This window comes from Dactylosporangium sp. NPDC048998, assembly GCF_043197855.1.
In the GTDB taxonomy this organism is placed as follows: Bacteria; Actinomycetota; Actinomycetes; order Mycobacteriales; family Micromonosporaceae; genus Dactylosporangium.
Window position 1 is genome coordinate 1 of the sequence record NZ_JBICTV010000068.1, and the last position, 15180, is coordinate 15180.

The 15180-nt window shown below is 68.0% G+C and carries 16 protein-coding genes; 6 read left to right on the plus strand and 10 right to left on the minus strand.

From position 1 onward, the window contains the following. Nucleotides 1-705: hypothetical protein (locus ACGFI8_RS46985; protein ID WP_392815398.1), on the plus strand; the 705-nt coding region annotated here is incomplete at its 5' end. A 243-nt stretch (nucleotides 706-948) separates the two neighbouring features. Then, complete coding sequence (locus ACGFI8_RS46990) at nucleotides 949-2100, plus strand: epoxide hydrolase family protein (protein ID WP_392815400.1); 1152 nt, start codon at nucleotides 949-951, stop codon at nucleotides 2098-2100. 253 nt (nucleotides 2101-2353) lie between these two features. Here ACGFI8_RS46990 and ACGFI8_RS46995 read toward each other — a convergent pair whose 3' ends face one another. From ACGFI8_RS46995 to ACGFI8_RS47025, 7 genes are all read right to left on the minus strand, one after another. Then, a complete protein-coding gene (locus ACGFI8_RS46995; RefSeq protein WP_392815402.1) occupies nucleotides 2354-3907 on the minus strand; it encodes a glycosyltransferase family 39 protein in 1554 nt (517 codons plus the stop codon). 1 nt (nucleotide 3908) lies between these two features. Next, a complete protein-coding gene (locus ACGFI8_RS47000; protein WP_392815403.1) occupies nucleotides 3909-4529 on the minus strand; it encodes an ABC-2 transporter permease in 621 nt (206 codons plus the stop codon). Then, nucleotides 4526-5431 (minus strand): ABC transporter ATP-binding protein, encoded by a 906-nt coding sequence (locus ACGFI8_RS47005; RefSeq protein ID WP_392815406.1) that lies wholly within the window; start codon nucleotides 5429-5431, stop codon nucleotides 4526-4528. Before ACGFI8_RS47005 ends, ACGFI8_RS47000 begins: the two co-directional genes overlap by 4 nt. Then, nucleotides 5428-5838, minus strand: coding sequence for a GntR family transcriptional regulator (locus ACGFI8_RS47010; protein WP_392815409.1), 411 nt, complete (start codon nucleotides 5836-5838; stop codon nucleotides 5428-5430). The genes ACGFI8_RS47005 and ACGFI8_RS47010 overlap by 4 nt, the downstream gene beginning before the upstream one ends. Nucleotides 5839-6438: 600 nt before the next feature. After that, nucleotides 6439-6795, minus strand: a complete 357-nt coding sequence (locus ACGFI8_RS47015) for a site-specific integrase (RefSeq protein ID WP_392815410.1) — start codon at nucleotides 6793-6795, stop codon at nucleotides 6439-6441. Between the two features lie 134 nt (nucleotides 6796-6929). Continuing rightward, entirely contained in the window at nucleotides 6930-7094 is a 165-nt protein-coding gene (locus ACGFI8_RS47020) for a hypothetical protein (RefSeq protein WP_392815412.1), read from the minus strand. An 82-nt stretch (nucleotides 7095-7176) separates the two neighbouring features. Further along, complete coding sequence (locus ACGFI8_RS47025) at nucleotides 7177-7959, minus strand: DUF4184 family protein (RefSeq protein WP_392815415.1); 783 nt, start codon at nucleotides 7957-7959, stop codon at nucleotides 7177-7179. Between the two features lie 237 nt (nucleotides 7960-8196). Between ACGFI8_RS47025 and ACGFI8_RS47030 the strand changes: the two genes are divergently transcribed. After that, nucleotides 8197-8355 carry a hypothetical protein gene (locus ACGFI8_RS47030; protein ID WP_392815417.1) on the plus strand — a complete coding sequence of 53 codons (159 nt, stop codon included), beginning with the start codon at nucleotides 8197-8199 and terminating at the stop codon, nucleotides 8353-8355. Between the two features lie 133 nt (nucleotides 8356-8488). Further along, nucleotides 8489-9439 carry a L,D-transpeptidase gene (locus tag ACGFI8_RS47035; RefSeq protein ID WP_392815420.1) on the plus strand — a complete coding sequence of 317 codons (951 nt, stop codon included), beginning with the start codon at nucleotides 8489-8491 and terminating at the stop codon, nucleotides 9437-9439. A gap of 181 nt (nucleotides 9440-9620) precedes the next feature. Here ACGFI8_RS47035 and ACGFI8_RS47040 read toward each other — a convergent pair whose 3' ends face one another. Together ACGFI8_RS47040 and ACGFI8_RS47045 are read right to left on the minus strand one after the other, a co-directional pair. Further along, the gene (locus ACGFI8_RS47040; protein WP_392815421.1) at nucleotides 9621-11000 is read right to left on the minus strand and encodes a tetratricopeptide repeat protein; all 1380 of its coding nucleotides are present in this window, start codon (nucleotides 10998-11000) and stop codon (nucleotides 9621-9623) included. 106 nt (nucleotides 11001-11106) lie between these two features. Then, nucleotides 11107-11475, minus strand: coding sequence for a hypothetical protein (locus ACGFI8_RS47045; RefSeq protein WP_392815424.1), 369 nt, complete (start codon nucleotides 11473-11475; stop codon nucleotides 11107-11109). Nucleotides 11476-11563: 88 nt separating this feature from the next. Between ACGFI8_RS47045 and ACGFI8_RS47050 the strand changes: the two genes are divergently transcribed. Next, nucleotides 11564-12100 carry a hypothetical protein gene (locus tag ACGFI8_RS47050; protein WP_392815425.1) on the plus strand — a complete coding sequence of 179 codons (537 nt, stop codon included), beginning with the start codon at nucleotides 11564-11566 and terminating at the stop codon, nucleotides 12098-12100. Between the two features lie 63 nt (nucleotides 12101-12163). Here ACGFI8_RS47050 and ACGFI8_RS47055 read toward each other — a convergent pair whose 3' ends face one another. Further along, nucleotides 12164-13963 (minus strand): hypothetical protein, encoded by a 1800-nt coding sequence (locus ACGFI8_RS47055; protein ID WP_392815428.1) that lies wholly within the window; start codon nucleotides 13961-13963, stop codon nucleotides 12164-12166. Nucleotides 13964-14227: 264 nt separating this feature from the next. On the opposite strand from ACGFI8_RS47055, the gene ACGFI8_RS47060 reads away from it, so the two are divergent. After that, nucleotides 14228-14716: an NADAR family protein gene (locus tag ACGFI8_RS47060; protein ID WP_392815431.1), complete on the plus strand. Its 489-nt coding sequence runs from the start codon at nucleotides 14228-14230 to the stop codon at nucleotides 14714-14716. Nucleotides 14717-15180: the final 464 nt, after the last annotated feature.

Here is a 15180-nt window from a genome sequence, read left to right on the forward strand (position 1 = left end):
TCGGCCGAGGTCAAGTGCGGGATGCTGCACCGGCCGCGGGTGCGGGCCGGCGGCACGCTGGAGGCCCTAGAAGCGCAGATCGCCGACTGGGCCTGCGGTGCCGGCCTGACATTGTCGGCTGCACGGTTGGACCGCGCTCTGCGCTACCCACTCGAATGGCGGGACGACCCGAACGGCCCATACCTCAACCCGGTCGAGCAGACCTTCGAGCTGGTGCGCGCGTTCGGGTTTCCCGTGATTCCCGCCCCGCGGGCATACGAGTTCGATCCGGACGACGAGCCGTTCGCCGAGGTGACAGCCGGCATGTGGGGCCTGGCCTCACAGGCTCGCTCCGCGGCGGCCTACCGCGCCGGTGGCGCCCGGCCGGACCAGCCGGCCGACTGGGAGGCCGAAGCGATCACCCTCGAGACAGACGTCTACGCCGCGCTCTACGGTGGGGGCCACCCGGTCGCGGAACTGGCGGCTCGAGCCGAGCACGTCAGCGCGGCGTACCAAGCTGCGCAGCAGGACACACCGCCGCCCCCGCGCGAGATCACGGTCAGAGGGCAGCCGGTGAGCAACATCCAGCGCATCACGCATGACCTTGGTCCCCGCATGATCGCCAACCAACTGGCCGTCGCGCGGGCCCGCCGCGGGCCGGCGCCGAACGGAACGACGTTCAGCGACCCGACCGCCGGTCCCGGGATCTGGCCCGATCTGGCCTGAATCGCAGCCCTTCGCCGACAGTTCAGAAGGCCGCACAGGGCGCAGAGGAACAAGAACCGAGCGTGACCACAATTCCACGAGCAGCGCGCGGTCGGCGGCAGAAGAGGACGTGTAGAGTGACCGCTGTCAGCGATGAGGGGAGGTGAGCCCGGTGAACACCCAATGTCACGTCTGGGCGCTCCACCCGGCCAACCCTGTCCGCTGACTTCGCGTCGGGGAAGCGCCCTCCTAGCCGGAGGAACAATGACCTTCTCCCCGTTCCGTATCGACGTATCCGACGAGGTACTCGACGACCTGCGGGCCCGACTGGCCCGTACGCGCTTCACCGACCGCAGCGGCGATCAGCCATGGCAGGCCGGCACCGACCCCGATTACCTGCGGCACCTGGTGTCCTACTGGCTCGACGGGTTCGAGTGGCGCGCTCGGGAAGCCGAACTCAACGCGCTGCCGCACTACCAGGCCCAGGTCGGCGGCCGACGCATGCACTTCCTTCGCGTACTCGGGACGCGTCCGGCCGGCGTGTCCGCGCCGCTGCCGCTGATCCTGAGCCACGGCTGGCCCAGCAGCTTCGTGGAGATGCTGCCGCTGGTCGATCGGCTGACCAACCCCGCTCGCCACGGGGGCGACCCCGCCGACGCGTTCGACGTGGTGGTTCCCTCACTTCCAGGCTTTCTGTACTCGGAGCTGCCGAAAGGTCCGCTCACCCGCGCTGCGATGGCGCAGACGCTGCACCTGTTGATGACCGACGTCCTTGGCTACCGGCGTTACGGCGCCTTCGGCGGCGACGTCGGCGGCGTGGTCACCGGTTGGCTGGGCGCCCTGTATCCCGAGCAGGTAGCCGGTATTCATATGATCCATCCACCGTTCCCGGCCAGCTTCGACTCTCACCCGCTGTCGCCCGCCGAGCAGGCGTACCTCGATGCCGAAGCGGCGTACGACCAGACCGATGGCGGCTACAGCGCCATCATGGGCACCCGGCCGGACACCATCGCCGCGGCGCTGAATGATTCCCCAGCCGGACTGGCCGCCTGGCTCATCGACAAGTACCGAGACTGGAGCGACAACCACGGGGACCTGGAAAGCCGTTTCGACCGGGACACGCTGCTCACGACCATCACCCTGTACTGGGCGAGCGGCACGATCGGCTCCTCGTTCCGGCAATACTTCGACTTTGGTCACAACAGCCCACGACCCGCTATCACCGTGCCCGCCGCGTTCACGGTGAGCACCGAACCGTCGCAGGCCAACTTCCCGCGCGAGATCGCCGAACGCGCCTGCACCGACATCCGGCATTGGAACGAACCAGGTAGGGGCGGACACTTCATGCCGCTGGAGGAACCGGACCTGCTCGCCAGCGAACTGAGGCAGTTCTTCACGTCGCTTTCCGCGTACTGATCAGCAAGGGAGCCGGGTCATAGCGGCCCGGCTCCGCTGTCGCGTTCCGCGTACAACGGTCGAGAAGCTACCCGTGAATGCCGTCCCGTTCAACGCGCTGTCAAACGCCCTCAATTCGGCATGTCCGCGAGCCGGGGACCCGACTTGCCACTACGTTTCGTAACGACCGGATCGCGGCATTTCCAGATGTTGTGTTGGGCGCTTTCCTTGCCGAGCCAACCTGCCGAGCGGTAGTGAGCGCGGGCTTGCTGGGTCAGCTGACGGTGCGGAGGGCAGGCCAGATCGTCGTCCATGGGGCGCTGATGCCGGTGCACACCGTGACCGTGACGCCCTGTTCGCTGTTGTCGATTCCGAGCCGGTTGTCGATATGGGCGACATCCCGGCAGCCGGTGAAGTACCGGGCCCAGTTGGTCGGTCGCCAATCCCCGACGTGGACCACGACAGTGCGCTCGGCGGGTGGGGGTCCCCAGGTCCAGTAGGAATTGTGACCGGAGTAGACCGGCGGCAGTCCCTTGCCGAGGAGGATGAGCGGGCTGGCCTCGCTGTAGTCATTGCTCAGGATCACCGCATGGTCGCGCTGCGCCGGGGGTAGTCCGGCCACGATCTGGTCCACGGTCGCGACGAACTGCGGCCAGCCGATCTGGTTGGCCACGTCGGGCACCGTGGCCGGCAGGGTGGTCTTGGCGTAATCGGCGACCGGCAGGACCGGCAGGGTCAGGATCGCGATCAGCCCGCCGGAGGCGACGGCCGCCGCGGCGAACCCCCCGGTCTTGAGCCGTCGATGGCCCTGGGCAATCCACCCGTCCAGGACGATCCCGCCAGCCGCTATGAACAGCGAGACGCTGCCGATCACGTAGTACGCCTTGCCGCCACTGACGAGGTCCAGGGCCATGGCCACGAGGGCGGCGAGCCCGAGCGGTCGCCACGGCGCGGCCGCCCACGACCCCAGCACCCAGACCAGGCCCGCGATGCAGACCGGGAACAGCAAGGGACCGCAGAACAGCCACAGGAACGGTAGGACCTGGGCCCGGTTCGTCGCCGCGTACCCGGCGATCTGCGAGGCCATCGTCAGCTGCGGCCAGCCGTTCACGGCCTGCCACGCCAGGTTCGGCGCCCACATCACGGCCGCGATCACGACCGCGGTCCACACCCACGACGAGCGGACGACTTCCCAGCGCCGGCACAGCAGTACCCCGACGGCGAGCCCCGCGGCGAGGAACAGCAGCGTGTCCTTGTTCTCCAGCCCGATGCCCACGCTCACCCCCACCGCCACCCACAGCCGCCGGTCCCCACCGGCGAGCACCCGCACCAGCAACCAAATCACCGCCGCCCAGATCAGCAGGTCCGGCTCGGTGGTGGTGTCGAGATGCCCGGCGGCGAGATACCCCGAGACGCCGGCCGTCACCGCGGCCAGCACCTGCGCCCGGCGCGAGCCACCCAGATCACGGGCGATGAACCCCACGATGATCACGACCAGGGCCATCTCCAGCGCCGGCAGGATCCGCACCGCCGTGGGCGAGACCCCCAAGACCGCGACCGACGCCGCCGACAGCAACGGCGTCAGCGGCGGCTGATCCACATACCCGAACGCGGGATGCTGCCCGGCCACCACGAAGTACATCTCGTCGCCATGGAAGCCGTACGCCCGCGACAGGCTGAGCAACCCGGCGACCATCAGCCCGGCCACCAGCCACACCGGCCATGGCACCGCCCACCATCGGGAACCCCCCGGCGTGCTCGTCACCACGCTCATGCCGATGTGTGGATGCTGGAACGAGGACTTGTGCGCGTCCGGCGGCAGTGCCATGTCAGGAGCGCTGCCGTTGGCTCGAAGCACACGACGCCAGGGCAGCGGACGTCGCTATCGCGGCCGCGCCGGCCGCCCAGAAGAGTGGCAGCCAGTCCTGGATCGACTCGAGGTCCAGGTGGACCCGAATGACGGCCAGCATGACCAGCGCCAGCGGCACGGTGGTGGCCAGGACGCTGATGCGGGTGTATCCGAATCGGATCAGCAATGGGAGCTGGATCGAGATGTTGACGGCGAACAGCGCCCAGGACAGCGTCAGCAGCGTTGCCAGGCTACGACCGCCGAACGCCATGTGCTGGGCCTGCGCGAGGAGAGCGGCCAGGGCTGTACCCGTGATGACGATGGCGAAAAAGCTCATCAGGGCCCAGGCGTAATGCCCGAGCAGCACCGTGCGGCGAGACAGGGGCAGGACGGCGTACAGCGTCTGCAGGTCCGCCTTGTCGGCGACCAGGAACGGCTGTGCGGCGACCAACGGGGCGAGCAGCAGCGCGAGCGCCGGTAGGAGACCTACCAGGCTGCGGGAATCAATCAGGACGATCACGCCGAACACCAGTAGGCCCTGCGTCCGGTACGGCGCAACGGTGCGCAGATGGAGCACGGTCATGCGGGCAACGGCGGTCATGCAAACTCCTCGTGCCGGCCGTTGGGCACTTCTGCCGCTGGCTTCCTTGACGACAATCCGATGTGGACGGCGATCTCCTCCAGTGTGGGGACCTCAACGAGGACGCCCCCGCCGAGAAGGTCGGCCTCTTCGGTGCGGACCAGAGCCTGCGCCCCGCTCGATGACTCCTTGACGCCGATCAGCTCGACGCCGACAAGGTCCCTCAGATCGTGGGGCCCGCCCCGCACAACCCGGTAAGCATCCAGGATCTCGTCCTTACTGCCGGTTCGGACGATGCGACCGCCATGAATGAGCGTCACGTAATCGCCGATGCGATCCAGGTCGGCGGTGATGTGCGTCGAGAACAGGACGCTGTGCCCCTCGTCGAGCAGGAAGTCCCCGATGATACCGACGAGCTCATCGCGGGCCACGGGGTCAAGGCCACTGGTCGGCTCATCGAAGACGAGCAGCCGCGCCCGATGCGACAGCGCCACGGCGATCATCAGCTTCATCGCCATACCGCGGGACAGGTCCTTGACCTTCGCCCGCAGATCCAGGCCGAACTCCTCGAGCAACTGTCGATAGCGGACGGCGTCCCACCGGTCGTAGAAGGGCCGCAGCGTCCGCTCGACCTCGGAAAGCCGCCAGTCGCCCACGAGATAGGTGTGGTCGAGCACCACCCCGACGTCCTGGCGGAGCGCGACCGGTCCGGGCACCCGGTGGCCCAGCAGCTCGATATCGCCGGTCTCGATCCCGCGCATGCCCAGCAGGCAACGGATCGTCGTCGTCTTGCCGGCCCCATTCGCACCGATCAGACCCATGACATAGCCGGTCGGCAGCTCGAAGCTCACATCACGCAACGCGAAGCCGTTGCCCACCACGCAGCCCACGCCACGTAGGGCGAACGCGAGATCGCTGGTCACCGACTCATCCCCTCCTGAGCTGAGGCGTACTCATGCTCGGCCTGTATTAATCCGTCCAGGATCTGGATGAGATCTTCACGGTCGAGGCCGGCCCGGAGGGCGGCGTCCAGGGCGGTCTGCAGGCCGTCCTCCACCCGGCGCAGCAGCTGCTCGCGTACGAGCGCCGAGTCCAGCGGCAGGACGTAGGCGCCCTTGCCGGGGACCGTTGCGATGAACCCCTCGGCGGCCAGCTCCGCGTAGGCGCGGGTGGTGGTGATGATGCTGATCCGCAGATCACGAGCAAGTGCCCGCACGGAGGGCAGAGCGCTGCCCTCAGCGAGTTCCCCTGACAGGATGGCCGTACCGACCTGTTCCTTGATCTGCTGATAGAGCGGCACGCCAGCGCTATTGGACAACACCACCCGCACGAGAGCTCTCCGTTCCTCCTTCGCCTGTACATGGACACTATATACAGTCAGCACGATAGTTACACAAGCGGACTGTCAGGCCCAGCGTGGGCAGAGTGCCATGTCGGGTATCGGCCAAGCCGGGGCACTGCTGCGGTGGCCTGACAAGACGGCGCGTCGGAAGGTCATGACACAGTCATCCCTGCGACAGCGCCTCACCAAGCCCTGGCAGCCTCGTATGCCCTCCGCGATGGCTGTCCACATCGGACCCATGGACCGCGCGCTACGCATCGTCACCTGTTCTCGATCATCACTCGGCGACCTCCGGGCGTGGTGTCGGCTGCGGTTCACCTCGTGGGGATGCGCCAGATAGTGGCGTGTTCATGCCCGTCGCGCCGCACGTCTGATGGCGATGTCTGGTCGTTGTACCGCGGCGATGAGCGGGCTCGCCGACCTCGTCTTAAATTGGCAGCGACTTCCCTTGGCTCCAAGCTCAAGTCCGCGCACAAACGGCGTTCGAGGACGTTGGGCTTTTGTTCGCCGAGGAACTGCGACTGCTCGATCGAGTCGACGACGATGTGGACGCCTGGGAGGCCGCCTACGCCGCCATACGAGCGGCCCTCACCCTCCGCTACCCCCATGGCGGCGAAGTCCCCGAGTTCCTCTCGCATGTCGACAGGGATCGATGACACAGGCCCGGTAGAACCCGACAATGACGGACAGCCGGCGCGAGACGGTGGACGGCTGGTAGCAGCGCACATCCTGTAGCCAGCGCACGTAGCGTTCGATGTCGACCCGAACCACGCTGAGCGCGTCGAGGTCCTGGTCGAGGCACCAGCGCAGGAAGACCCGCAAGTCCGACTCGCTATGCAGCCGGGTCTGGCCACGGTAACGACCGAGGTATGCGGCTGTCGCCGCACGCAGCACGAGCTCACCCAGCGGTGCTACGCCAGCGCCGGGGACAGGAAAGGCGGCCATGTATCACCGTGCGTCACGAGCGGCGATGAACACCAGCACGCACGCCGCGGCAGATGTGCGCACGTGATGTTGGATGGGGAGTGTCAATTTAAAGGCTGATCTGGATTGTTGAATCGGTCAGTGGTTGGTCGGGGTTAGGCGGCGCCGCAGAACAGTTCCTGCCCGGCCGGGACGCTGAGGCTGCGCCGCTGGCCGGTGGTGAGGTTGAACTGGGTGACCGGCTGCCCGCCGATGCCGTCGTCGCCGGCCCACGGCCAGCCGGTGAGGTTGAACGCGCCGTCGAGCCGGCGGACGGTCACCTTGCCGTCGCTAAGGCACGGCAACCAGCCAAATCGTCGTCCGGCAGTGGCCGAGCCGACCTCCGGCGCCGATGGGTCACCGCTATGCGGCCGGGGCGCTCGTGCTCCGCGACCGGATCCGCCAGAGGACGGCGTAAAGAAGCATAGCCGCCCCGAAGCCGGACATCGCGCCACCCACCGCGCCGCGCAGGACGGCCACCGAGCGAAGGGCGTCGATCAGGTTGTCGCCATGCTTCACGACCTGGAAGACGGCCCCGATCACACCGGCCACGGCCAGTGCCGCGAGGGCGGTCCACCGTACGGCCGGGCGCAGCGATCCGGACCATCCCCGCGGCGTCCTGCGCCACCAACGGCACAGCCAGACGGCGAGTGCCACGGCCCCGGCCAGTGTGCTCACCCACCACAAGCCCTCGGTCACGTTCCGGGTGTCCGGCAGGAGCGACCACCAGGCTGAGCCGTTCTCATGGACGAGCGCGTCCCAGGCCAGGTGGGTGAGAACGCCCATCGCCGCGGACGCCGCGACCCAGGCGAACCGCTGGGGCCCCGACCAGCGGAATCGCTCGGCGGCGCCGGCCAGACGGGCGGCGGCGGCCGGTGGCAGCAGAGCGATCAACGGGCGTTTGAGCAGGTGGTGGAACAGGGCGACCAGGAGGAGCGCCGTGATCGTCCCGCAGAGTATCCCGGTGCCGAGCTCGTGCGTGTACGTCAGGTTGTAGTTGCTGTACCAGCCCCAGTCGGCCGAGGTGGCTTGCGGAAGGACGTACGGCAGATCCGGTGCCACGGAGCCGATGACCAGGGCCGAGGCGACGAGCGGTCCCCGGCTCAGTGGCAGGACCACGGCGGGATGACTCAGGGTGAAGGGCATCGAAACTCCAGATCAGGCAGCATCCGGCGTGTCGTCGCCGGCCGACGCGCCATGGTAAGCCGGTTCCCCTTCCCGCCGTCCGAAAGCGGTTGAGCAGAGATCAATTCCAGCCTGCGATCTTAGGATGGCCGCCGTGCCAGCGGTGCCACCGCTCGCACCCAGGTGCGGTTGCCGAATTGCCACGGTCCTCGGCGTCGACAGGCCACCCGATTCCGAGTGGTTCGTGGGCATCGATTTTTGAACGCCCTGTCATCGGCAGGACAGGAAGCCTCGACCTTGCTGAGCCTGTCACTTGCTGTTACCGGCAGTGTCCTGCCGCTGCACAACACCCGCGGCATGAGCGTGCAGCTGATCAAGGCTTGCCGCTGCATCAAAGCCGTCGCCCGGCCGTACTGAGGGGTGAAGGTCCGGGCGAAGGCTGAAAGGGACCGCGTGCTGACAGTGCAGTGAGGTTCGATCCGGCCGATTGTGATGTGGTCGAGCCGGACAGCGGTGGCGGCCGGCGTGCATAAGGGGCATCGTCGTGGTTATGCGATCTTCTCACCGCGTGCGGGTGGCGGCGCTGCTGGTCGGCCTTGGTCTCGGGTTGACGGCGTGCGGCGGGAACTCCGCGCCGCAGGCCTCGTGGTCAGGGGCGCCGTCGTCGGGCCAGCAGCCGGCCGGGGGCGCGTCGCCTTCGGTGTCGCCGGCGCCGAGCGGTAAGCCAGTGCACGTGCGGCTGTACGAGAAGGACGGGGCGACGTACGGCGTGGGCATGCCGATCATCGCGTACCTGTCGGCGTCGATCACCAGCGCCAAGGACTTCGACGCGGCGACCCAGGTCACCGTCAACGGGGCGCCGGCCCAGGGCGCGTGGTACTTCCAGAAGTCCACGATCTACGCCGGCTACCCGATCGAGGCACACTACCGCCCGGCCGAGTTCTGGCCGGCGCACGCCGAGGTCGCCATGAACCTCGACACGAAGGGCAAGTCGGGCGGGGCCGGGCTGGTGTACGACAACAGCCTGACCCTCGACATGAAGACCGGGCCGGCGAACGTCGGCAAGGTCGACGGCAAGACCCTGCGGATGGTCGTGACCTCCGACGGCAAGCAGGTCTTCGACTTCCCGGTGTCGCTGGGCAAGGCGAGTACCCCCACGTTCAACGGCACCAAGGTCGTCATGGAGAAGAAGGCGGTCGAACACATGGTCGGCGACGGCTACGACGAGCAGGTTCCGTGGTCGGTACGGGTCACCAACTCCGGCGAGTACGTCCACTCGGCCAGCTGGAACGGCGGCAACATCGGCCAGCGCAGCACCTCCCACGGCTGCACCAACCTGACCGAGGCAAACGCCAAGGCGTACTTCGACTTCGCCCAGGTCGGCGACCCGATCACCTACACCAACACCGGAGGCCCGACGATGCCGACCTGGGACGGGTACGGCGACTGGAACGTGCCCTGGAACACCTGGCAGGCCGGCGGCGCGGTGCCGGCCAACTGACGCACCTCCGGGCGAACGTCGACATCGCAGCCCGCAGACGGCCGCGACGCCTTCCAGCACGCGGGTCGCGGCTATGAGCGTGGACCTTGCTGAGCATTCAGCGGTGATCGGCTTGGGCGTGTGCAGCATGTCGATGTGCAGTCGACACCGATGGGCCGCGCGTCCAGCACCTCGGACCAGTTCACCGGTCCGCCGCCCGTGGCGGCTCGATCCCGGCGACACGGCCCTCGCGGTGGAACCGCCGCCAGAACGCCCTGCCCTCCTCGCTCTTGGGCGCCTCCTCGGGCGCGAAAAGCGCCAGCGCCTCCTCGACACGGCCCTGGTCGATCAGGAGCACGGCCAGTTCGGCGGTGGTCCACGCGGAGTCGTCGGCGGACTCCAGCGTCCGGATCGCCTCGCCTGGGCGGCCCGCGAGGACCAGAAGGCCGGCCAGTTTCGAGGTCCCGTACCAGGTGCCACCCTCCGGGTGAGCGCCCAGCTCGGCGATCGCCTGCTCGACCCGCCCCGACCGTGCAAGCACCTCGACGCGCTCGAACAGCAGCTCGATCCAGATGCCGCCGCTATGCGCCGCAAGATCGTCGATCGCCGCGAGCGCCTCGTCGGCCCGGCCTCGCTCGACCAGAAGCTTGCACAAGATCCCGACGAGCCACTCCGGGTCGCCGCCCATCAACCTCGGCACCGGCCGCAGGACTTCGATCGCCTCGTCGGCGCGGCCGTGCCGGGTCAGAAGCTCCGCCAGGGCAGCGGCAACGTTCGGCGAACCGTCCGCCGCGAAGGGCCGCATCGCCTCGACGGCCTCGTCCACCCGATCGAGGCTCTCCAGCCAGACGGCCAACCGGAAGACGGCGTGCTCGCCACCACCGCCGGCGACCAACCCGCGAAGCTGCCGCTCCCGACCGTGCCTGGCCAGAATGTCAGCGAGCTGCTCGACGGCATTGACGAACACGGCATGCTCGCCGAAGGCGCTCCCGGTGAGCACCTCCAGCGCCTCGTCCACCTGCCCTTGGCGCTCCAGCAGCGTGGCGAGCACCGCCGCGGCGTTCCATAACCTCACGGGACTGTCAGCCTCGATCTGCTCGCGTACCAGCGCCGTGAGCTCGCCGTCGTATCCGTGCCCCTCGGTCAGCTCGACCAGCGCATCGAGCACCACGTCCTCACCGGCGTACGGCCGGAGCAGCACCACAGCCTCGTCCACGCGTCCCCGCTTGGCCAGCAGCACCGCCAACCGTTCGATTCCGTGCGGACTCCCCTTGTCCAACGCTCCCCGCACGAGCGCGATCGCGGCATCCGTCTCGCCGCGCCTGTCGTGGAAGTCCACGAGCACCTCCACCGCTTGCCACCAACCGGTGTCGACGAACGGCCGGAGCACTCGCATGGCGACCTCGGGTTCGTGCCGCTCGAACAGCGCACGCGCCAACCGATCGGCGCAGCACCAGTCGCCTCGCTCGGCCAGGCGCCGCAGTTCGTCGAGATGCCCGTGCTCGGCCAGCCGGTCGGCGACCGCGGGCGGCAGCCAACCGTCATAGGTACGAAAACGTCGAGCAAGGTCCGCAGCCTTCACGCCGTCGAACGTAGCGCCCGCAAGCTGAGCGGAAGGCCTGGGATCGAACCGTACTCAGCGGCAGATCCGGACACGTGATCAAGCGGCCCGGTGAGCCTGGCGCGTTTCACTCGTCGGCGGCCGGCCGGAGCTGGTTCCATTGCACGTCGAAGCAGACAAGTCCCCGTTCGGCGGCCATCTGAGCGCAGGCGGCAGAGACCTCGTCGGCCATGCTGTACCGCATGCCGAAGTAGACGATCGGGCCTGACGCGTCATTCATCAGGGGCGCGTCGGACCATGGGCTCGTGTCATCGAGATCGCGTGGGTCGCCCATCTCGTACCACCTGTCCAGCAGCGACTCCACATACGCCCTGATTGCCGGCGTGGGTGGCGAGTCGCCTCCGCCGATATACCGGTCGTACAGCGTGGCGAACACCCGCGCCGCGTCCGACTCGTCCGGGCGGTCGCCTTCCCAAACGGCGAGGTCGTATGTCATGGGCAGTGAGTATGCACCGGCCGGATGACCATGACCAGCGATCACCTCGGCGTAAGGCTCCTGGGCTACGCAGCCACACGTCCAGGCTGTGTTCGCATCACAACCCCGTAACGCCGCGTGGGAGCGCGGTGTCGATGCGACGTTCCAAGGCAAGTGGGAGGAGCGCAACTGGCGCAACATCCCCGGCCCGTTCTATGGCGCCATGACTGACAACTGCTGGGTCGGTCGGCTGCACGCGCCGCGACACGTGCTCTATGGCGACGACATCGACTACGAACAGGAGTTCCTCTACCGCCAGCCAGGCAACATCGAGGAACTACGCGCTGTCATCGCCGCCGCCGAGGAGGATCCGTGGGCTGGCTGGGCATGTGACGGTGACAGGCAATGGACGCCGAGCCTCGTGCGCGAGTGGTGGCGCGACCGCAGACGCGTGCGCGAGTGGATCACAACAAAACTTCGGCGATGGAGCGTCTCCGACCGCGCCGACGAACGAGAGGTCGCGACTGGGCTGGCCGATTACCTCGTCTACCTCGACGGTGATTTGGAGGCCCATTTGCAGGTTTACAGCTACTTCCTGGATAACCGCGTCAGTCCAGCTGCCGGAGATCCCCTGCCTTCGCTGTAAGCCTGGCTGCCGGCTATCAATAGTGCGCGACCATCGCGGCAGAAGAGTACGCCCGCGCGGTGGCTAGACCCTCGCCTTACTGCGCTGTCCGGAGATCTGCTCACGGGCGGCGATCGTCGCGGCGAGCAACATCTCGTCCGCGCGCATTTCGGCGCCGTCATCGCCGATATTGAATCCCGCTCGACGCCGCGAGGCTATGAACCGATCCAGCCGGTCGAGTATCGGCCGGGCATGTGACCCCATCGCGGTGAATACCCGCAGCACCTTGGGCCCGTGCAGGTCGTCGGACAGGTACTTCGGCAGGACCGCCAGCAGTTCATCGGCGGCTGCGGGACCTTCGTGGAGCCACAGTGCGCCGGCCGATTCCACCTGCTCGAATCCGGGAACCCTGAACAGACTCCGCAGTTGCTTGTGCTGGCGGACGGTGAGCCCGCCGTGCTCGGCGAGCCAGGTCAGCAGCTCCGATGCAAAGCGGTCACGGCGAAGTTCTTCCGGGCGTCCGGCAAGGTACCGTTCGGCCACGGCCCGGTCCGACGTGACTTTGAGAAGGGCGGACGTCGCGCCTTGCGTCGGGTAGTCCCGCAGCTGCGGGACCGCAGCTGCGGCGGCGGGACCGATCTGTCCCAGGACGTAGAACGCCCAATCCGGAGTGTCGTTCTCGGCTCCCTCGAGCCTGGCGATGAGCTCCGGCACGGCTGCAGCCGCAGCCGGACCGAACGCGGCCAGCACGCGCATCGGCAGTTCCGGCGAGCAGGAAGCCGGCAGCGCCGCCAGGATCTGCCGGGCAGCGGCCACCGGCGCCTGCGGGTCAGCGCCTGCCCGAGCAACCGCCCGGAACGCCTCCGCCAGCCGGGGCTCGTCACTGTCGGAGAGCATCAGCCGTACCAGATGCGGCACCGCGCGGTGGTCGCCGACACAGCCCAGCGCGGTGGCGGCCACCGCGCCGAGCTCAGGGTCGTCCATCACCGCCGCGAGATCGTCGGCGCGCAGCCGGGACGCGGTCAACGACAACGCCAACGCTCTTAGCGCCGTCGACCCCACCTCAGCAGGCTCCTCCCCGAGCAGACCGGTCAGTATCGGCGCCACCCGGCCGGGCGCGGCACGCCACGCACGCATCGCTGCAACCGCTATCCGTACGCCTTCGAGCCTGACCTGCGGGCTCTTGGCCGGATTCGCCAGCCGTTCCACCCAGGCACAGCAGTCCTGCTCCCGGTCGAGACCGATCAGCGCCCGCGCCCAGAGCTCACCCGCAGTCTCCGCAAAACGGGATTCCGGCCCGTTCAGGACACCGATGGAGGCTTCGAGATCGGCCCGGATCGCGGCGTCCAACGCCGACCAGGCCGCCGAGTCTTCCCTGCTCAACAGCGCGACGTTGGCCAACAGCCGAACGGCCGGAACCGGATCCGACCGCAGGCGTTCGAGGGTCGCTTGATGCCCCGGGATCGTGCGCCGGAGTACGGCGCGCAGGAGGACGATCCGGACGACCGGATCGATCGAGGCGTTCAACGCCGCCATGGCCCGACCGAGTTCGCCGGTGTGCACCAGCAACGCCGCCGCGGTACGCCGTACCGCCAGGTCCGCGTCACTCAAGGCCGACTCGGCGGCGAATGCCACCACAGGCCACTCGGAATGTTGGAAACACAACTGGGCCAGCAACTCAAAAACCGTCCGGCGCACCGATGCGCGGCCATCGGTCGTAAACGCCAGCAGACGATGGGTCGTCGGCCCATCCGGGTCGGCCTGGACCGTGCCGAACATCCAAGACCGCGCATGATTGCCGGGGACCAGAAGATCGCCCGAGACGATGCCCGCTTCCAACCACCCCCAGCCGTCCGGCGACACCGCCGGCGCCGGGCTGTTCACGCTGCGAGGCGCAGGGCGCCCTTCCCGTAGGTCATGAGCTTGATCCTTGCTCAAGAGTGTCCCGACGCGCAATGTGATCACGTATTCGCTTCTCGGCAGGACAGGAAGCCTCGACCTTGCTGAGCCTGTCACTTGCTGTTACCGGCAGTGTCCTGCCGCTGCACAACACCCGCGGCATGTGCGGATGGCGGTTTGCGAACTCGGTTGCCACTTTGTCGATGTTTGTGGCACGGTGCGGATCCCCGACCCCGATCCGAGGCCCAGGTGACGATCTACTTTTACGGCACCGACGATGTTCCGTACGGCTGCTTCTCCAACTTCTCCGCTCACGGCTTCGACCTTGATGGCCGCTGGTGGTCGACCTCCGAGCACTACTTCCAGGCTCAGAAGTTCGCCGGTACCCGCCACGCTGAACTCATCCGGCGGGCGGCGACCCCGCTGCGGGCCGCCGAGTTGGGCCGCGACCGGTCCCGTCCACTGCGCCGCGACTGGGAGCGGGTCAAAGACGACATCATGCGCCGGGGCGTGGCGGCCAAGTTTGCCACCCATGCCGACATCCGTGCCGTCCTGTTGGACACCGGCGATGAGGAACTCGTCGAGGACACCGGCACCGATCACTACTGGGGACGGGGCCGGAGCGGCGCCGGCAAGAACATGCTCGGCCGGATCCTGATGCGCACCCGTACCCAGCTGCGCGCCGACCTCGCCCAGAACGGCCACATCCAAGGCCACCGAAATCGACAATCGCGCTGAGCGCAACAATCGGGACAACGCCCTATTCACGCCAGATGAGGACGCGGACGGCACGATCAGGACGGCGCCGGCCGCAACTATGCCAGCGCATCAGCGGTCCGGCGACGATCCGGCCGGGCGCCTCGCCGGGTGCGTGTCGCCGTCGGGTCGCGACCGAAGCACACTCCTTTCGACAGATCCGGTAGCCGTCCGATAACTGGCTCCCGCTACTCAACGTAACTCCACTGGCCGCCGAGCCTGTGTGTCGCGGTGACTGTCGAGGCGATCGGCGCGGCCATCGTTTCGCTGGGATGACCTGCGGTTTGTCGGCGACCGGGCCGGGCAGACCGGACCCGCGACCGCCGCAGCCATCACCGACCTGCTCGACGGCCAGGGCCTGCACCGGCTGCGCTCAGCGCAGGCGATCCTCAACTTGGCGGGCAAGTACTCCGACGCCCGGCTGGAAGCGGCCTGACCTCGGCCGG

Excerpts from the sequence above, each read along its gene's own strand:
- ACGFI8_RS47015 (WP_392815410.1), bottom strand. The coding sequence starts at position 6,795 with ATGGCCGCCTTTCCTGTCCCCGGCGCTGGCGTAGCACCGCTGGGTGAG.
- ACGFI8_RS47000 (WP_392815403.1), bottom strand. The coding sequence starts at position 4,529 with ATGACCGCCGTTGCCCGCATGACCGTGCTCCATCTGCGCACCGTTGCG.
- ACGFI8_RS46990 (WP_392815400.1), top strand. The coding sequence starts at position 949 with ATGACCTTCTCCCCGTTCCGTATCGACGTATCCGACGAGGTACTCGAC.
- ACGFI8_RS47025 (WP_392815415.1), bottom strand. The coding sequence starts at position 7,959 with ATGCCCTTCACCCTGAGTCATCCCGCCGTGGTCCTGCCACTGAGCCGG.
- ACGFI8_RS47035 (WP_392815420.1), top strand. The coding sequence starts at position 8,489 with ATGCGATCTTCTCACCGCGTGCGGGTGGCGGCGCTGCTGGTCGGCCTT.
- ACGFI8_RS46995 (WP_392815402.1), bottom strand. The coding sequence starts at position 3,907 with ATGGCACTGCCGCCGGACGCGCACAAGTCCTCGTTCCAGCATCCACAC.
- ACGFI8_RS47045 (WP_392815424.1), bottom strand. The coding sequence starts at position 11,475 with ATGACATACGACCTCGCCGTTTGGGAAGGCGACCGCCCGGACGAGTCG.